Origin of the sequence: Vibrio sp. SALL6, from assembly GCF_002002385.1 — a bacterium.
GTDB lineage: Bacteria > Pseudomonadota > Gammaproteobacteria > Enterobacterales > Vibrionaceae > Vibrio > Vibrio parahaemolyticus.
Genome location: NZ_MQVK01000028.1, coordinates 142,871 through 162,673 on the forward strand (window position 1 = coordinate 142,871; position 19,803 = coordinate 162,673).

General features: G+C 47.3%; 6 protein-coding genes. 2 read left to right on the forward strand and 4 right to left on the reverse strand.

The features are described 5' to 3' along the window. Nucleotides 1-22 precede the first annotated feature (22 nt). Both BIW15_RS18970 and fhuB read left to right on the forward strand, forming a co-directional pair. On the forward strand, nt 23-892 hold the full coding sequence (locus BIW15_RS18970) for an iron-siderophore ABC transporter substrate-binding protein (protein ID WP_051115056.1): 870 nt from the start codon (nt 23-25) through the stop codon (nt 890-892). Then, a complete protein-coding gene (gene fhuB / locus BIW15_RS18975) occupies nt 889-2,856 on the forward strand; it encodes a Fe(3+)-hydroxamate ABC transporter permease FhuB (RefSeq protein WP_077281453.1) in 1,968 nt (655 codons plus the stop codon). The genes BIW15_RS18970 and fhuB overlap by 4 nt, the downstream gene beginning before the upstream one ends. A gap of 80 nt (nt 2,857-2,936) precedes the next feature. Here fhuB and BIW15_RS18980 read toward each other — a convergent pair whose 3' ends face one another. From BIW15_RS18980 to BIW15_RS18995, 4 genes are all read right to left on the reverse strand, one after another. Continuing rightward, the gene (locus BIW15_RS18980; RefSeq protein WP_005463003.1) at nt 2,937-3,806 is read right to left on the reverse strand and encodes a mechanosensitive ion channel family protein; all 870 of its coding nucleotides are present in this window, start codon (nt 3,804-3,806) and stop codon (nt 2,937-2,939) included. Nucleotides 3,807-3,867: 61 nt separating this feature from the next. Then, nucleotides 3,868-4,773 (reverse strand): OmpA family protein, encoded by a 906-nt coding sequence (locus tag BIW15_RS18985; protein WP_077281454.1) that lies wholly within the window; start codon nt 4,771-4,773, stop codon nt 3,868-3,870. Nucleotides 4,774-4,785: 12 nt separating this feature from the next. Next, a complete protein-coding gene (locus tag BIW15_RS18990) occupies nt 4,786-8,301 on the reverse strand; it encodes a hypothetical protein (protein WP_077281455.1) in 3,516 nt (1,171 codons plus the stop codon). Between the two features lie 69 nt (nt 8,302-8,370). Then, the gene (locus BIW15_RS18995) at nt 8,371-19,665 is read right to left on the reverse strand and encodes a DUF11 domain-containing protein (protein ID WP_179115309.1); all 11,295 of its coding nucleotides are present in this window, start codon (nt 19,663-19,665) and stop codon (nt 8,371-8,373) included. Nucleotides 19,666-19,803: the final 138 nt, after the last annotated feature.

Below are 19,803 nucleotides of genomic sequence, written 5' to 3' on the forward strand. Positions count from 1 at the left end.
CACGACTCTACTTTTCACAGTGATGATTACACGAGCGAACGCAGACATTACCGTTCATGATGCGTACGGCGCGGTGACTTTTGAGCAAGTGCCGCAACGCGTCGTGGTTCTCAACTGGGACATTTTGGAACAAGTGCTCGCGTTAGACATCGAGCCCATTGCTGCGCCTAACTTGCCAGGTTACCGCCAGTGGGTGGTGAATCCTTACGCACCAGAATCCATTGAGGATATCGGCACTCGCGCCGAACCTAATTTGGAAAAGATCGCGAGTTTGAAACCCGATGTGATCCTAGCGGCTTCTCCCCAGCAAGATTTGATTCCCCTGCTCAGACAAATCGCACCGGTGGTGTATTTGCCGAATTTTTCGCAAAACGAAGCCGCGGCTCAAACCGCAATCAAGCATTTTCGTACGCTAGGTGCGCTGTTTGATAAACAAGAGTTAGCGGAACAAAAACTGGCAAAACTCAATGACTCATTCAAACAACTGCGTGACAAAATTCGTCAGCATTATTCTGCCCCATTAGACGTGTTGGTGATGCGCTTCTCGACGCCCAATTCTGTTCTGCTATCGACGGAAAATTCGACCACTGACTATGTGGTTGAGCAGCTTGGGTTAACCAACCCTATCCAAGTCTCTGCGCGCGCTTGGGGCATCAAACAAGATCGCATCAACCGCTTACAAAACCTTGAACAAAGCTACGTACTTTACGTGCAGCCTTTCCCGCAAGAGAGCAAGTTGAACAGCTCACCACTTTGGCAAGCGATGCCATTCGTGAAAAAACAGCGCGTAAATTCGGTAAGAGCGGTGTGGGCCTACGGCGGCGCGATGTCTTTGCAATACATGGCAGAAGCCATTACCGACAGCTTAATTGAACTGGCACCAAAACAATGAGAACGAAACCGTACATTGGCTATGTCGCGCTGATTGCGTTGCTTAGCCTATTGAGCTTACAAATTGATACGAGCTTGTCGTTGAGTGAACAATGGCAGTTGTTCACTCAACCAGAAAGCGCCAGCGAATTTCGTGATGTTTTCTTTATGCAGTCTCAGTTACCTCGATTGAGCATCACATTATTGGTTGGTGCAATGCTCGGGCTGACTGGCAGTTTGATGCAGCAGTTAACGCAAAACAACCTCACCTCACCGCTGACCTTGGGCACCTCTTCCGGTGCTTGGCTTGCGCTGGTCATCGTTAACATTTGGTTTGTTGACTGGGTGGCCGACTATTCCGCTTTCGCTGCAATGGCAGGTGCTTTGGTCGCGTTTGGTTTGATCATTTCGATCGCTGGTGTGCGCAATATGACGGGGTTACCCTTAGTGGTCTCCGGTATGGTCATCAACATTTTGCTTGGCTCCATCGCGACAGCTCTAATTATTCTCAATGCACAGTTTGCTCAAAACATCTTTATGTGGGGAGCGGGCGACCTTTCACAATACAGTTGGGATTGGTTTGAATGGTTGCTGCCACGTTCTACTATCGCAATCGTCATTTTGATTGTCGCACCACGCATTCTGACCTTAATGAAACTGGGACAAGAAGGCGCAGCAGCCCGAGGCTTAGCGGTATTACCCGCGTTTGGGGCGTTAATGGTGATGGGTATTTGGCTGGTATCAGCCTCAATCACTGCGGTTGGTATCATCAGTTTTATCGGTTTGTTAACACCAAACATCGCCCGTGCAATGGGAGCGAGAACGCCACGCGATGAACTCATCAGCAGCATGTTGCTTGGCGCTGCGTTGCTGCTTATCACCGATTCTGCGGCGATTTATCTCAGTTTGTTGTTAGAAGAAACCATCCCAAGCGGTGTGGCGGCGGCGGCCATTGGTGCACCTGCGTTGATCTGGTTTACTCGCAAGAAACTGACAGCTACGGATCAGCTGAACTTGTCGATGAGCCAAGGAAAAACGGCTCTATCGAACGCAGCAGTTTGGGGCATTGCAGTAATGGGAATCATCGGCATTCTGGCGTACTCATTTGTTACGCACGGTATCAGTGGTATTGAGTTTGCGATTCCTGGCGAGTTCCAATGGCAACTGCGGTGGCCACGCATGATCAGTGCGATTTCAGTAGGCGTTGCCCTTTCCATTGCAGGGATCATTTTGCAGCGCATCGTTTACAACCCACTTGCGAGCCCAGACATTCTCGGTGTGTCATCCGGCGCAACCTTTGCCATTATCATCACTGGTGTGATGGTTGGCTCTGTACTCGCCGCATTTAACTGGGGCGTCGCTTTTCTGGGCAGTCTGACCGTATTGATTCTGCTGCTCATTATCGGGAAACGCAGCCACTTTAACCCTTCTAATTTTGTACTCTCAGGTATTGCCCTTAGCGCCCTATTACAAGCTCTCGTGCAGTTTGCGTTGGCGCAAGGCTCTGGGGAAAGTTACAAAATTTTGCTCTGGCTCACGGGCTCAACGTATCGCGTCACCAGCACAAGTGCATTGGTGTTACTTATCTCCGTGTTGGTGCTTTTAGCGATTGTATTAGCGTTGTCACGTTGGCTAACACTGATTTCTATTGGTCGAGCGTTTTCTAACGCGCGCGGGCTGAATCCATCATCTGCGAACACGATTTTGCTTGTTATCGTTGCTCTGCTGTGTGCCTTTTCAACGGCGACGGTCGGCCCTGTTTCCTTTGTTGGTTTGGTCGCACCACACATGGCGATGATGCTAGGAGCAAGAAAGGTCAAAGAACAATTATTCGTTGGCAGTTTAATTGGTGCAACGCTTATGGTTTGGGCGGATTGGTTAGGGCAAATCGCCATTTACCCGAGCCAAATTGCAGCAGGTACGTTAGTCGCGATTATCGGTAGTACCTACTTCTTGTTTCTGATGCTCAAAAGCAAGTTCCGATAGCTTGGCGTAAAGATAAGCGAAAAAAGAAACCCGCTCTTTGGGAGTTTACTCCGAAGCAGCGGGTTTCTTTTTAATGCGAGTTAGTTGAAGGCAGCGTCGTTCGATTCATCATTCGAAGCAGGAAAACGCTGCTCGTAAAGCTCCATAAAGTCCTGACGAATCAAATGTTCTAAATGGTTCGCCTTATCTGTCGGGCAGAAGATCATCACATGCACAATCTGCTCACCATTAATATGACTTGAAATGTGGATGTGCGGCTCTGCACCCGGCAGATCGACACCGGCATGCTTCTCGATCATGGCATTGTAACGATGAGCCACATCACTAAAGTAACTGCAATGCTCATCAATTTTGTCCGTTAACGGTGTCAGTAGCGGATACAGGTTGACGAAGTCTTTCACCACAATCGTGAAATTATGGTACACATAACGCTTCATAAAGTTGAGGTTTTTAACCGGATAGGTGAAAAACATACTATTCGGCAACGTCGCGGTTTTACCCGTGTAATGGTATTGCCCGTGATGCAAATCGATCTCTTGAATCACTGTCGCCATCATGTTGTGTTCGATCACCTCGCCACACAACTTCCCCACTTCAATCCAATCACCCACTCGAAACGAGCGCGAACTTGCACGTTGAATCGAGCCTGTAAAACACAAAATGATCTCTTTCGATGCCACCACAATAGCAACCGCAATCGCTGTAACACTGAGCGCAAACTCACTGATTTCTGATTGCCAGAGGATAAACAGGATCAGCAATGTGAACGCAAACGTACCGTTTTTGGTTCTCGACATCCAACTGCGTTGATCTTCGGTTAAAAAGGCATGATCACCGCGAATCATCGACAAAATTGAACGACGTACCAACCACATAAAAAACAAAATTAATGTGGTAAACAGCATTTTGTGCGTGAGAAGAAAATCGACGACCAACTGCACTTTCTCCATTACCCAGCTCCCTTGTTACAGACTTATTATCTTTCGAATAGTATTGGGTAACCATAACAAATTATTCTGTCAGTTGTCCGTGTTCACTCTCTTTAAATACGATAAAGGCACGTCGATTCAGTGCGTTTGCTTCCGAAGTCGTTTGATTTATGACCGGTTGCAGTTCACCAAACGCTTTGACCTCCCAAACAAGCCGCGACGCATCAAGTTTGGTCTTGAGATATTCGACCACAGTTTGAGCTCGTCGCTCTGCCAATTGTTCATTGTAAGAAAACGAGCCGACTTGATCAGTGTGCCCTGCAACCAAAATGCTGCCTTCTAACCCTTGTAACTGTTCAATGAAATCGTCGAGCTGAGTGAGATCTTCAGCTTTCAACTCTGACTGATCAAAGTCGAAGTGTGGCGTCATGGTCATATAAACCTTGCGCTCTGGCTTTGGAGGTTCACAGAATGGCATCTCATCATATTTTTGCGCCTCCTCAAAAGTGACGTACGCTCGGCGGTTTTCGGCTCGCGCTTGATCTGAAGTATCGAGCGTAAGCGGTTGAGTCTCGCCAAAGTGCTTGATCTCCCAATCATAAAAAGTGGGATCAAGCTGCTGCTTGAGGTACGCCGCAACGGATTGTGCTCGGCGTAGAGAAAGCGCGTCGTTGTACTCGTTTGAACCTTTGTAATCAGTGTGACCGACAATGGTAATGCGTCCGCTTAAACCTTGAATATCGCGAATAAACACATCCAGACTTGTCGCATCTGCTTCACGGATCTTGAATTTGTCGAAATCAAAGTGCTCTGCAACGGCAATATGAATTTCTCGCTGCGGCGCTAAACACTCACTAATAAGAAATTTAGAGACATTCACATCGGCGAATTTCTCTCGGTTTTCTTGGCTCACGTAAGTCTCGGTAGCACAACCTGCTAACAATGCACCAATTATAATGCCGCTCAACAAGCGAATCGTCGTTTTCATGTGACCCTCTTCTTATAACTTGCCAACTAGGTTAATGAACACGCCTGATGCGTCGTAGTCATCATCATTCGCAAGGTTGCTGTCAAAGCCTGAGAAGTTATAGCCGACGCCGACTTTGAAGTTGTCGCCAAGATGTTTGTTCACTGAAATCAGCGCACCTTGCTCTAACTCATCGTAGGTCGAATCGGTCTTCCAATGGTACTCGCCTGTCACGTCCCACTCTTTCATCACTCGGTAAGAAGCACTTAAGCCGTACAATGAGATTTTGCTGTCAACCGGAATGTCTTCACCCGATTGACGAGTGAAGAGTTCATGCTTGTTTTTGAATGCGTATTTCGCGCCTAAATCCCAGTTGGCATCAAGTGAATAGATGCCTTCCACTTCAATGATATGGCTTTCTTCATCTTTGTAATCCACATCGCGATTGAGTTGGTCGAAGTCCACCAAGTAAGTGTAGCGCGACAACAAATTCAAACGATCGTTGTAAATTGGGCGATACGCCAATCCAGCGGTCGATTCAATAAAACGAGCCAACATTTTGTCGCTCGATTTGCTTTCTGAGCGTGAGTAATTGAACTTACCGAATAAGGTGTACTCTTCCGTCAGGTGATGGGTGTAACGGTTGGTCGTCACCCATTGGTCGATGCGTTTTTTGTCTGGGTCAGCAGAGTCATCTGTCTTATCAACACGATATTCCACTTTGTTCTTGAACAACACATCATCGACATCAATCGAGGTACTTACACTCACCGCTTGGCGCTCGGTGGTGATGTTTTGATCATCCTCGATTTCGCCTTTCTGATAGCCGATACCCATGTCGATGTCGTCGTTCATGTCGTAGCCAAAGCCGAATGAATCGATGCGACCTTTACCGTTGTCTTCATCCACAAATTGGTTTTCTTGGTAGAAATCGACCGTTGAAGTCAGATCTGCACGTTGACCGACAATCACGTTGTTTTTGCCTTCGTAGCTGTCATCGACATAGGTTAAGTAAGTGCTGTAGTCTTCCGTCACATCATAAGTCACGCTGGCTTCAGCCGCATCGCCACGATCGCCCGTGGTGTATTCTGCGCCAACGACGAAGTCTTCTAAAATACGCGTTTCACCACCAATAGTGACGCTGTCGTTCTCATCGTACTCATCTGTTTTTCCAACGGTTTTTTGCCCTTTGATGTAAACATTGTTGTCGCTATCCCAAATGTAATCGGCACGCAGGCCCGCTAAGGTGCCTTTGCCTTTTTCGTCTTCGTTGTTTAACTCTTCGACTTGTTTACCTGCTGCGGAAATCTTGATGTGTTTGGTCACTTTGACCTGAGTTTCCAGTTCTGCCTGTTGAGAATCCGTTCTTAGTGTGCCGTCGGACTCACGCTCTTCCATCGAGGTAAATCGAGTTTTCACCGCAACACGATCCGTTGCTTGAAGACGGATTTCCGTACCATAAGATTCTTGTTCTAAATCGTCATCTTGGCTTGCGTAGCTGTAACCTGCATCTTTAGATTTGTACCAAGCTTTTACATCGTTACCCACAGCAGAAAACACGCTCGGGGCGATATCGTAAAGGTTCATCACCCCTTTCACTTGATAAGAGTCACCTTCACGATCATCCGCACTGCCGCCAATAGGCGTAAAGGTTAAACCGCCATCGAAAGAGACATAGTTAGAATCGGTTTGACGACCTTTACTGTGGCCGAACTCGGCTTTCAAATAGGTGCCTTCTGATGCTCGTAGCGTTAAGTCTGTGCCGTACGCTTCGTAGTCTTGGTTATCTTTTTCTTCGGTTTGATAGTTTGCACCTACACCGATGTAGTCGTTTACCCAACCTTTGACGCGTCCACCAGCGGTCATTGCACCAAGCGCTTCACTGCCTTGAGGCACGTATTCATAATCAACAGCAAGATAGTTGTCATAACCGTCAGCTGGGGAGTCGTTAATGACCGAACCAAAGTTGTCAGAAATGATGTTGTTTAGTGGTTTGGTTAGAATAATTCGGCCTTGGTATGGGTCGACTTCATAGTCACGTCCCGACTGCAACGGCAGTTCTTGCAAGGTGATGCCGCTGTTAGGGTCGACCACCTTAACCATCACTTTGTCGCTGCCCGGTACAACTTCTCCATGGCGTAAGAAGTACAGCGAACCGCCAGTACCTAAAAATTCATCGTGCGCAAACAGCGAATCCGATTCGGCGGCAAAGCCAACGATGTTAAGACGATCTTCACCGAACTTGGTGGTAGAACGTGTGCGATAGTCACCTTTGAAACCATATAGGCTGCGGTTGTAATCGTTGTTGTCAGTACCAGTTATACCTGTGTTGTAGTTCCCCCACAAAACGTTGGATTTGTCGTATTCAACGTTGAGATACACTTTGCCTTTGGTGTTGACCACTTTGTAGATGTTCGAGCTGTCACCGTAGTTGCCGTAATACATTTCATCGTCGTCTTCGAGAATGTCGAATACGCTGGATGAATCAGAGGCAAACGGGTGCTTAAACATGTCTCGCACGTCACTCTCTTTGGTATCAAAGTGGGTGGTGATTCGGAGTTTGTCACCAAACTTACCTTGGCCAAAATACGCTAAGCGACCTTGGTTATAGATATCATCTTGATATTGGTCATCAACTGCCAATGCTGCCGAATTACCTGTGACTTTGTTTTTACCAATGTAGAAATCCGCCAAACCCGCTTGTACCCAATATTCATCCGGAATACGCACGTACAGTTGGTAACGTCGATCTTCACCGCTATCAAATACCACACGAGTTGGGAATAGATAGGCGTCGGCTGGCAAGTATTGTTCGGCGTAAAGCTCGCCCTCTTCTACGTCAAATTCATCTTCACCAATCACCACTTTGTCGACACCTTTTAGTCCCGTACCCATAAACCTTGCCAGACCAGCCGAGGTAGGAATGTTGTGGCGCATCAACTGAGCTTTGCCAAGCTTACGGCTTTGATCTTCTTCACCATCATGCTTGTCGATGTCGACTTCAGAATCGGGTTCAACAAGATCGATCACACCGACACTTGTCACGTCCATGTTGCCGTCTTTATCAAACGCTTTTAAGCGAAACAGAAGCTGCGTGTTGGATTCAAATTGGTAGTCTTGATCGGTCTTGCCATCCCAAACGATGTTGAAATCGTTGGCAAATTGCTGACCTTCCACCACCGCCAGCGGAGACACCAAACCACGATCGCCACCGCGATACACTTCTAATTGGTAATGATCCACGTAGTAGCTGAAGTTGGTGGTGATAGCAAAACTCATCTCTTGCAGAGGTTTGCCGTTTCTGACTTCCACATTGCTGCTGATGCTCAGATCCAACACTGGGTCAAAGTGCATGATGTCACGGCTAACCCAAATCGCACCTTGTTCCAGATAAATACGAGAATTGTCGGTTTGTTCATGCGTGTTAACTTCAATACCCAGTGAGTCACTGCCCAGCTTTTCTAACTGGCTGGTGTCTTTTGCGTACGATAGGATCGGCAACGCCGCCGCGATACATATCGTCAGTTTTGATTGTCTAAATCTAATCATAATTTTCTTGCTTAACCGTTGCAGTCAATGGCTGAGTACAAGCCCAGCCAACGTGTAAGTTACGAACGGTTAATCATCCCCACTGCTTTGAATACTGAAGTTAAATTTCGTCAGTTTGTTTGGTGTGATTCTTTGTACTTTCGGGTTTTCACTGAGCACTTTCATACCCGTTGGTAGCGAGTCTGTGTCGACTTTGACCAAGAACTGCTTCCCTTTCTTATTCAACACCCACTGATCTGGAACATGGTATCGACCATATTGGTCGGTCTCGATAATGATGCCCTCGACGGTAAGCAGTCGAACGCCCGGAATACCGTCTTCATAAAGCCCTTTGTTCTCAACGATGATCTCCCACAGGTACTCATCCCCGTCGCGATAAAGGTTTCTCACCACATCGATGTTCTCTGCCGACAGGCCTTTTTGCTTATCACCTTTATGCTTGGTAATCGCATTGCCTTGTTGGTCGAACTCGATGTGCGTGCCGTTATCGGTGGTCACCTTGAATGAGAAGCCTTGGCGAGTGCGTGTTTTGAATTGGAACGCCACTTGGTTGCTCTGCTTAAGCGTTCGGTTACGAGACAAGCCATATAGCTCATCCACTTCGTAGCCTTTATCCATTCTCGACATCACTACAGGTTGACCTTGCAGTTTGCCCGTCACATCTTTGAGCTGAGTTTCTACGCCATCTTGGATAATGAAGGTCGAGTTCGGAACGTAATCACCTAGCGCAAGGTCAATGTCGATGAGAACATCGTCCGCGGTTGCATCTGCTTGGAAACCATCACCATTGTGGTCTTCGAACACCTTTCCGATGATAGAAGCGGTATCGAATACTTTGTCTGGCATCACTTCGACGGTTGCGCTCGCTAGGTTCGATTTCACCACGTAGTTAGTGCTGGTGTTCTGTGCCGAGAAGCTTTCTGCTGGTGGCGCTTCTGCCCATGCAGTGTTGGTGTAGACGCCAAAAGTAGCACCGACACTGACGCGCATTAGGTAACGAATGCGCACAGCATCCGCAGTTTGAGAATCGCCTTTACCATAGATATTCATGTCACCAACATCGAAGAACAGCTGGTTTGTCTTGGTCGGCTCGACCGTGATTTGAATATCGTCGGAGGTATCAAATACGCCATCAGGGCCGCTATTTACCATCTCGGTAGAATCAGGAATGTAAGCAAAGCCACCAGGATAACGGTCGACCAGACGCACACCTGAGAATGGGTTGTCGTTTTCGTTGGTGATCACCACTTCATATTCAACGACTTCACCGACACTGGCTTCCGATTTGCTTGCCACTTTAGTGACTTTCAGCATGCCTTCGTTGTAAGCCTGCTTTTTCACTTTGATCGTGACATTCGCAGATGCCGTTTCGCCCGTCGATGCCGCCGCCGTGAAAACGTTGGTAAAGTTGTCATCAATGCCTTGATTGATCTCACCTGTCACGACGATTTCAAACTCATTGCCTTGGTACGCTTTCAAGGTATGGTTGGAATTGACGTTGTTATCCGAATCCACAGAGACCACAACGCCAGATTTCAGCTCTGTAATAGTCGCTTTCCATGTCGTGAACAACGCATTACCGTTGCTACCAATCAATTTGTCGATTTCATCCAACAAGTTCACGCTCTCTGCATCACCAGAACCACGGTTGGTCGCCGTCATCGTGAAGGTGATTTCTTCGTCATCATTGGTGTATTCGGCTTTATCGGCCACTTTCGTCACCGATAAGATGATCGGTTGCGGTTTGATAATGGCGACATCTTCTGCCAAAACATCGCTTTCCGATTTGTCGTATGCGTAAGCGTGGTTGGTGATTTCACCCATCGCGTCTGCATTGACCACACCGGTAATCTCAATGTCTAACGTGTCATTTGGCGCAAGAATCACGCGACTGTTTACATCCAGATTGTCGCCCTGAATTTGGGGCAGAACGATGGTTCGTTCATCGTTGTATGAACTGGTCATACGCCAACTGGTAAATGCTTCAGCTTGAGTGTCGTTGATGGTGTTGACCTTCAGTTCTGAGATCAGATCTTTCAGTATCATCTCTTCAGTAAATGAACCCGATTCATTCGTTAACACCACGTGGTAAGTAACACTCTCTCCCGGACGGTAGAACTCATCGTCAACGGTTTTTTCAAGTTTGACCGACTCCGGCATCGCCAGCAGTGTCGCTGTTGAATCTTGCGTTTCACCAAGAAATGTGGCGCTGGCGGTATTCTCAATTTCGCCAGTAGCGTATTGGTTCACAAGGCCTGTAATCACAAACTCCACTTCATCATTCGCAGCAATCGTTAGCGTTGAATCAATGTCGGAATTCACGCCCGGCATGTTGGTGATCTCTGTTTCCGCATTCGCTTTATTCACCTCAATGCGCCAAGAGTCGAATGCTTTTACCGATGTACCATCAAGACGCACGACTTCAAGATTACTAATGGCGTCTTTTACAGCCACATCTGTCGCTGGGACTGTGCCTTCATTCTTCACTTTGACGCGGAACGTCGCTTCTGCACCCGGAACGTAATATTGGGTGTCTGCGGTTTTCTCAATCAAGATCCCCTGAGATTGAGGCTGAACAGTGGCACTTGAATGCTGCTGCGTACCGTTGAGATCCGCCGTTGCCGTGTTGGTGATATCACTCGCGGCTAACGGGTTAGTCTTCGCGGTGATCGTGAACTCCACAATGTCATGCGGTGCTATATCGATCATCGAACGGATATCCTGATTATCGATGGGCATCGGGGTAATGGTGGTGCGGCTGTCGCTGCTCGTCGTTTCAATCGTCCAACTCTCGAAAGCACGCTCACTCACGCCATAGATGTTGGTGGTTTTAATGCCCGACAAAATATCTTCTAACGCGATGTCGTTATCGAAACCATCAGTGCCGTTGTAAACGCGAACGTGGAATACCGCATCTTCTCCCGGAATATACATTGGAGATTCGGCTGTTTTCTCAATCCACACTTCTTCAGGCAGCGTTTCTAAGGTTGCGGTTGCTTCTGTCGTTGCACCTGCAAACTCAGCCGTTGCTGTGTTAATAATGTTGGCAACCGCTCGGCTGTTCACCGTGCCTGTAATGGCAAATTCAACCGTATCTCCTGGAGCAATATCGAGATTAGTCTCGATGTCCGAATTTGGTCCCGGTAAGGTCTCGATATTGGTGCGAGGGTCACCTTTGCTGGTCACGATCGTCCAATCGTTGAATGCCGCTTCCATTGCGCCACCAGACGTTTCAACCTCTAATGCAGAAATCAAATCCTCCACTTTGACATCCGCAGCAAAACCAGAACCATTGTTCGTGACCTTGACTCGGAATGTCGAGAACTCTCCCGGCTGGTAATATCGTTCGTCAGCGGATTTTTCGATAACGACATCGCCCGGATAAGGTTTTAGCGTTGCAGTTGCGAGAATATCTTTGCCGTTGTAGCTGAGTGTGGCTTGGTTAACGATGTCACCAGTTGCTTGTGCATTCACTAAACCAATCACGTACAACGTAATGCTGTCATTTGGTGCTAGGTCGATGTTGTAGTCAATATCTTTATCCACCACCAGAGAGTTCGCATCGACCGTAGTTAATGCACTGCCCGCCACATATTGAACGGCCCATTGCAACAATGCTTGGTTGGTTGAACCATCAATCGTATCGACAGCTAACGCGCCAATGGCATCTTTCAAATTGATATCGTTCGCGTAGTTGTTGCCTTCATTGACAATTTTGAGAATGTAACCCGACGCTTTGTTTGGGCTGTAATGCTCCACCATCGGCGTTTTCGTAAACGTTAGATCGGGGATCTTGGCCGTGCTGGTCGCGTCTGCCGTTTTTGTGGTGCCGTTGTAGGTAACATCAACGGTATTGGTCACCTCACCAACGACTTGCGAGTTAAGCTCACCTTCTACGGTGATGGTCACCACATCATTAGGCGCAATATCAATACTGCCATCAATGAACTCGTCATTGGCTGCGGGGAACTTAGTGGCTCCGCTCAAAGACTCGGCATTCATGTAAATAGTCCCAGACTCAAACGCAATCACGTTTGCACCAGTCACACTGGCCGCCGTAATTTTGTTTACGAAGTCTTTAACTTGGACATCGTTCGCCCAGTTTGCCGTGGTGTTTTCAATTTGAATCGTATACGTCAGCGTATCGCCAGACTCATACTGAGTTTTATCGACGATTTTTGTCACATTCAAATCGGCGGCAGCTGCAACATACGTCGCTTGCGCGGCTAGTTTACTCGTCGCGTCACTGACTTCGACCACGTTTGTGATATCACCAACCAGATCGGCTTTGACCACGCCTTCTACATGCAGCTTGACGCTATGCGCAGGGTGAATGTTGTAACGAACTTGATAACCGTTATCGCCCGTTACTTCTGAGCCCGACACAGCTTGAGTTAAGCTCGGATCCGTTCCATCTACGCTAACGCTGACATCCGACCACCCCTCAAAGGCACGAACAGGCAAGGCAGAACCCGCTTTTTCAGTACGAATGGTTTTCCACAAATCCGCAATCAATACGTCAGTTGCATAGCCGCTGCCAGTGTTTTTCACCTCGATGTCGTAACCAATAGTGTCTCCCGGATGGTAGATAGCCGCTGGATCGGTAGTGATTTTCGTGACGGCCAAATTGCCCGGTTCAGGAACGATCACTTTTTCGCGTAAGTTATACGTTACATAGCGCGAGCCACTGCTTAACTTCCCTTGCAACTGGTTGGTAAACTCGCCAACCGCGTCGTCACGCACGTGCCCTACCACCTCAATGAGAACCTCGGTGTAGGTGTCATCTGGCGCTTTGCCACCCATCTGAATGGTGGTGTCGATGTCGGTATTATCCGCAATGAGATTTAAGTTGTTGATGTCGGTGTACGCCGGGTTACCGTCAGAGATAACGCTCGCGCTTACACTCCAATCTTTCAGTGCTACTTTTTCAGTGCCGTCCGCGGTCTCAACCAAATAGCTACTAATGGTATCGCGCACATCCACCAGCTCATTATTGGTGGTTACGTTGCGAATTCGCATCTGATAGCGCACTTCCGAGCCCGGCGTGTACGTCGGAGTGTCCGTTGACTTTTGCGCCAGCAGATTCGAAGTTCCCGGATCAAGCACGACAGCATTACTGTCCACGCCTGCAACTTTTGCTACGTTAGTTATTGCGCCCGTTGCATCCGCCGCAACCGTGCCATCAATTTCAAAGACAACGGTATCGCCTGGCATCAGATCGAATGCTGCGTTTAAAGGTACATTGCCTTGATACTGACCATTGATGGAGAAGCGGTCTGACGTTGGTGCACTAACAATCGCCACGCTGTAATCCGTAAAAGCTGGTTTGCCATCAGACGTGTTAATCTTGTCCAGTTCATCCACAATGGTGGCACCATTAGTGGTACTTTCACCTACGTTGGTGACTGAGACTTGATACTGGATCTGGCCATTCGGATTGTAGTGACAATCAGTGCCCGTCGAAGATGGAAACGTACACGTACTGCTGTCGGCGGTCGTGTTCAGCACCAGTTTTTGGAAATCTAAAACAGGTGTGATAGGAGGAATGGTTTCCGTTGTGTCACTCTGTTTGCCGGCTTTTGCGGTGTTTCCATCGATATCACCAACAGCATCAGCGCGAACTTTCCCCTTTACGGTAAATTCGATCACTTCTTCAGGCGCAATATCAACCACCAAATCCAGATCATCGGTGGCATCGTATGGTTCGATGTAGGTGTCTTGCGTGCCACTGGTACCAACAGAGGTAAAGACGTGGCTGATTTCAGATTCTGAAAATGCCGATTTCGTTGTGTCACCAATAACTTCAACACGAACATTAGAGATGATGTCTTGAATCACGGCCTCATCACGCCATACAGGTTCGGTGTTGATCACCGTAAACTTATACACCACCTCATCTTCTGGTTTATAAGTGTCTCCCGCTGCGTAAGGTTTACCAGCAATCGAAACGATCTCTTTGTTAACGGCTAGGTTGCTGCCTTCCGGTGTCACACGAGCTGTCGCGAAGTTCGTGCCGTTGTATTTCGGCGTCGAAGCAATTTGATCCAAAGCGTCTGGACGAATACGTGACTTCATCACAAACTCAATCCAACCGCCCGGCGCAATGGATAGAACTGGAATATCGATATCCGCATTTGCACCACCAACAAAGCCGCCGATATCCGTCGTTGCTTCACCAGAAGTTTTCACGCTCACATCCCATCCGTGCGCAGCAAAGGCAGGTAAACTCTGCGCGTCTGATTCTCCAGCCGCATTTTGTGCCACTCGGACTTTGATGCTAGAGAATAACTCTTGCAGTGATTTGTTGTACTCCAGTCCTTTACCATTGTTTTGGAGGCGCAGACGGTACACGATATTTTCACCACTAGACGTGTGATTGTACGTCAGCTTTTCGCTCGATAAAGACGAATCCGTGTACGCTTTATGGGATTTGCTTACCTCAGAAGGCAGCATGTTGGCTGGCTCAGCGACTAGGTTATGACTGCTATCAATAACCGCCACGTTTAAGATTTGGCCAACCGCTTTCTCGCTGATCTTTGCTTTCACCGTATATTTGATGAAAGTGCCGCCAACAGCGAAACTATTTGCTGCAAGGTTAAACTGGGTGTCAATATCGCGGTTATCCGTGACCGACCCCGGCTCACTGATACCACTGGTATCGGTTTGAGTCGTGATGGTCCAAGAGTCAAACGCTGCACCCATCGAACCATCTAAGTATTGGGTTTTGATTGCGCTAAGTTCATCCTTAATCGGCATGTTTTGCATGTGCACGTTGTTAAGGTTAACGAGCGATATTTCATACTCAATGTAGCCGCCCGGCGTGTAACCGCCGCTCAATGAAGTAACACCGTCTTGATCTAAGAAGCGGGTAATGTGTTTTTCGAAGTCGTATTTCTCTGCCGATGCTTTCGTCTTCGCACTGACGGTGTCGCCGTCAACGGTCAACAAGTTGAGGATTTCACCGACTGCATTGTTGTTTACCGTCGCCGTCACTTTGTACTCAATTGTAGTGCCCGCGGGGATGGAGGCATGCGTGTCGATATCTCGATTATTTTCAACTGAACCATCAAGATCGAGAATGGCTTTATCGCTACCACTGACGATGTTCTGCTCGATAGTCCAGCCCGAATCAAACGCCTTTTCATTTGTTCCATCAACAAGTTCCACCGTGATGTTGGATAAGCGATCCACCACAGGAATATTGTACGCGTTCCCCTTACCATCGTTTTCAATCGTTAGGCGATAGACCAATGGCTGACCCGGCTCATAGCTTGCTTCATCCACGGTTTTGCTGAATGAAAGATGGTAGCTGTTTGGAATAACGGTGATACCGCCGATGGTAATGTTACCTACCGACTCTTCACGAACGACGCCTTCGACTTGGTATGTGACTGAGTCCCCACCCGCCACATCAATAACGGTTGAGATGTTTTGATTGTTTGCTACCGTGCCATCGAGCGTACCATCGGTTGTGCCATCACCGCCGTGGGCATCGCTTTTCGATACATCAACGGAAAAACCAGACGCGAAGGGCGTTGCAGTTGACCCATCGAGCAATTGTGTCGTCACGTCAGTGATGTTTTCACTCACAGTATGGTCGTTCACGTAACCTGTTTGAGACGATACCGTCACTAAATAGGTCAACGTATCACCTGGTGAGTAAAAACGAGATTCGACTCCATTCACCAATAGCTTGCGCGTGACATTCCCACCGTTGTATGCCTTTTTCATTTCATGGTGTGAAATGTGAGAAGTTTCCGTTACTTCACCAAGATCGCGATAGATGTATGCATCATTGGCAATTTTATCGTTGAGATTCCCCCCTTCATCTAGCGAACCAACGACGTTATCTTTTACACGCGCTTTAATTTTAAACGTACGCACTTCGTCCGGTTCCAAACTCATTGTTTTGGAAGCGTCCCCTTCGGGATACACAAAGTTCTCCGTCGTTACAGAATGAAAACCGGCACCGTCGTCATAGTCAAATTGCCAATATTCGAACGGGCTTTGGTCCAGATAATCTTGATACTGATTGTCTTTGTCGTTCGCTAATACAGACAAAATATCTTGCAACTTATCAACGACTTTTAACCCAGTTTCAGTGTGCGAGCCATTGTTGAGAACACGGATTTCGTAGGTCACATCTTCGCCCGGAACAAAGCGGACTTTATCGGCAGTTTTTAAGATCGATACATTAAGCTTGTCGCTCGAACCATCACCAATTTGTGCAGAAGACGACTGGTTCAAATTAGTCAAAGGGTCATAAGCTTGCGCCGTATTGGAGATCTCTTGCTTGGCATAATCGCTTTTCACTCGACCATGAATAACGTAAACCACCGAGCCTTTCTCACTACCCACTTTAGGGTCGATATCAATACGCGAGTCAATATTTCCATTGTTTGGGTAACCCGATTTAGGCCCTGCGTAACTGCCTGTTTTGTATGGTGAGTTGTTTGAATCAATCGTCGCGTCTATCGTCCATTCAGAAAACGCATCCAGACCCACAATATCGTCCGTTACATGAACTTCGTTCGCATAACCTTCACCAAAGTTGAAAATGGATACCGTAAATGTGACCCAATCACCGGGGATAAACTCGTCATCCGGTGTGGTTTTAGTCACGATGATCTTAGGTTCTTTTGGATACACCGTAACGCTGTCTGATGCTGATGACTGGACAGTAGAATCTGGCGTTTTAACCGTCGCGGTATTACTGAATTGAGAGTACAGAATTTGATCCGGATTTGAACGGTCAATCTGAGCAACAATTGTGTACACCACTTCCACATTCGGCGGAATTTGAGCGTTAGTATCTAAATCAAGGTTGTCTGAGAAGCTGCCGACATCGGTGTAAGCAGGATTGCCGTTCAGCAAAGGATCGTCAGACTTGATTTCAGCACGAATAGTCCAAGCATTGAAAACTGGCTTAGTGACGCCATCTGGCTCCAAAATTTCAGCCGTGATGGTTGATATCGCATCTTTGACTTGCACATTGGTTGCATAGCCGTTTTCCTTCGCATTTTTCACACTGATTTCAAACGTCACTTCGTTGTCCAGCTTGGAATACGAGGTTTGCTTGGTATCAAAACTGGTATCGGTGTTCGTTTTAACACGCTTGTTAACCTCGATAGCGAAATCACGCGGATCAGAACCTCGGTCGGCGTACACAGTGCCGTCGACCGTCACTTGGTTTTGAATGTGCCCATTAGCTAGAGGATGGGTGTCTGCCACGATGGTGTATTCAATGTAGGAATGTGGCTCAAGCGTCGCAATCACATTCAGGTTGTCGGGATACTTTACTGCCCCAACAATACCAGTGTTGGAAGCCGTCGCGGCTGTACCGTCTGCTTTATATGCGTTTGCAGTAATGGTCCAATCCGAATAGGCGTTGATCGTATTGCCATTAATGTCTTGAGTAGTGATCGCCGAGAGTTCATCCAAGACCTGAACTTGGTTTGCAAAGCCATCACCATCGTTAGTCACTACGATGGTGTAAGTGAGTGTTTGACCCGATGAATAGTAACGACTGTCGACATCTTTACTAACACGCAAGTTGTCGTCAGGAGTTTGAACCCCTGAACCACTTTCGGTCACGTTGTCGTTGGCACAGCTCGTCGAGTCATCCAAAATAACGCCCATGCTAGCGTCATTGGTTTTTGCGGTAAGTTTGTATTTAACGGTTTTTCCTGGAGCAAGATCGGGCGTCAAAGCAATTGGATTTGAGCTCCATGAGCCATAGCTATACGAACCCGGATCCGAGCCAAGCGAGTCCTCACCCGAAATGACGTCAACTTTCCATTCTTTAAATGCTTGCGCATCGCCAGCGCCGCCAGCTTGCTCCGTCATGACACAAGTTAAGTTGTCTTGAATCAATAAGTTATTGGCAAAGTACTTAGACGAATCGTTGGTTACCGTAATTTCATATTCGATGTTTCCACCGGGCACATATTCTGATGCGGTGGTTGTTTTAGAAATGGCAATATCGGAGTCAGAAACGTTCAGCACTTTTTCTGCATTGACTGTATCTGTGACGTTTGCACTCTGAACTAATGAACCTGATTCATCTTTGACGGCAGCAGAAAAGCCTTGAAGCGTACCAATGGTGATTGGCGTCAGTGTAGCTTCAACTAGGTAAGTGATTGACTCACCGGGGTAGATCGACACCGTATCGTCAAAATCGACATCAGTTTGAACTCCACTTGCTTGATAGGCAGATAAGGAGTTAGAGCCAATGTTGTTGACCGTTACAGTCCACGTTGAGAATGGATTTCCGGTCACATCGGTGTTGTTAAAAGCAGACGAGAGATCGTTCGCCAAGCCATTGTTGGTAAGTAACGTGTTGATGTTCTGGGTAACGTGGTAACCATGTGCAATCGCACCACCGTTGTTACTGACTTTGATTTCGAAATTGAGCTTACCGTTGATTAAATAAGGTGTCGAAGACAAAAGTGTATGGGTAAGCGTAACGTTCGGCGTTGCTGGAGGCGTGACAAGAACATTGCTTTCTACAGGGCCATCGCGCGTTAACGCCGACGCCTTAGTTGTAATGTCAGAAACCAGATCATTCGCAACGGTCGCTTTGATGGTGTAAGTGATGTAACCACCCACGGATAGCTCCGCATTCTCTACCGACAAATCATCTGCTTTCGAAAATGTTCCCGCATTACTCCCAGAAGAAGCGACAGCACTGATCTCGACATGACTAAAAACTGGAGCGTTGGCACCGCTTAGAACCTCACCAGTAAGAGACAGAAAAGGTTGGGTTATGTCTAAGCCTTTTACTGCAAACAAGCCAGTATTTTTTGCGGTGAGCGTGTACGTCAAAACGTTAGCGACTTGATATTCAGCTGGCGTTACCGCTGCATCTAGCGTGTATTTGTATTCGGCAGGTTCAAACGTGACGCTGGTTGTATCAACGAATGTATTCTCTGCCCCAGCAATCATCGCTTTTACTTGTGCGCCACCTAATACGATGTTTTCAGCACTCTCATGAGACACTGTCGCGCTAACATGATAAGTAACTCGACCAAATGGCAGCAATGTCGCGCCAGTCACTTCTAAGTTCGCATTGCTAGATGCGTAACTACCAGCGATTGAACCTAGACTGTGAGTGTCTGATATCGATACGCTCTGAAAGGCTTTTTGGTCGCCCGACATGACATCCCAAACCGCGTTTATCACTGAGACATCTGCAATTGTGTCCGCCGTTGTATTTTTTACCTCAATCGAATACGAAATTTCTTCACCATTTTCATAATGACTCCCAGAAGCAGGACTAAATGAAATTTCCACCTCTCCTGCAGCTAAAGCATTTGCAGAGGTAAATAAGGCAACTAAGAGTAAGGTAAAACAACGCTGAACCATCGACACAGTACTTTCCAATTTATATAAAATTCTTATGAATTACCGAGAGTAAAATGAACACAAAATCGTCAAAATTTTGAGGCGACGAATTTTTGACGACAATTAATCAATAAATGTCACGATATGGTCAATTTTTTA

What these genes read in the sequence shown, in the direction of transcription:
- BIW15_RS18980 (WP_005463003.1), bottom strand. Translation starts at nt 3,806, where the DNA reads ATGGAGAAAGTGCAGTTGGTCGTCGATTTTCTTCTCACGCACAAAATG.
- BIW15_RS18990 (WP_077281455.1), bottom strand. Translation starts at nt 8,301, where the DNA reads ATGATTAGATTTAGACAATCAAAACTGACGATATGTATCGCGGCGGCG.
- BIW15_RS18985 (WP_077281454.1), bottom strand. Translation starts at nt 4,773, where the DNA reads ATGAAAACGACGATTCGCTTGTTGAGCGGCATTATAATTGGTGCATTG.
- fhuB (WP_077281453.1), top strand. Translation starts at nt 889, where the DNA reads ATGAGAACGAAACCGTACATTGGCTATGTCGCGCTGATTGCGTTGCTT.
- BIW15_RS18970 (WP_051115056.1), top strand. Translation starts at nt 23, where the DNA reads ATGATTACACGAGCGAACGCAGACATTACCGTTCATGATGCGTACGGC.
- BIW15_RS18995 (WP_179115309.1), bottom strand. Translation starts at nt 19,665, where the DNA reads ATGGTTCAGCGTTGTTTTACCTTACTCTTAGTTGCCTTATTTACCTCT.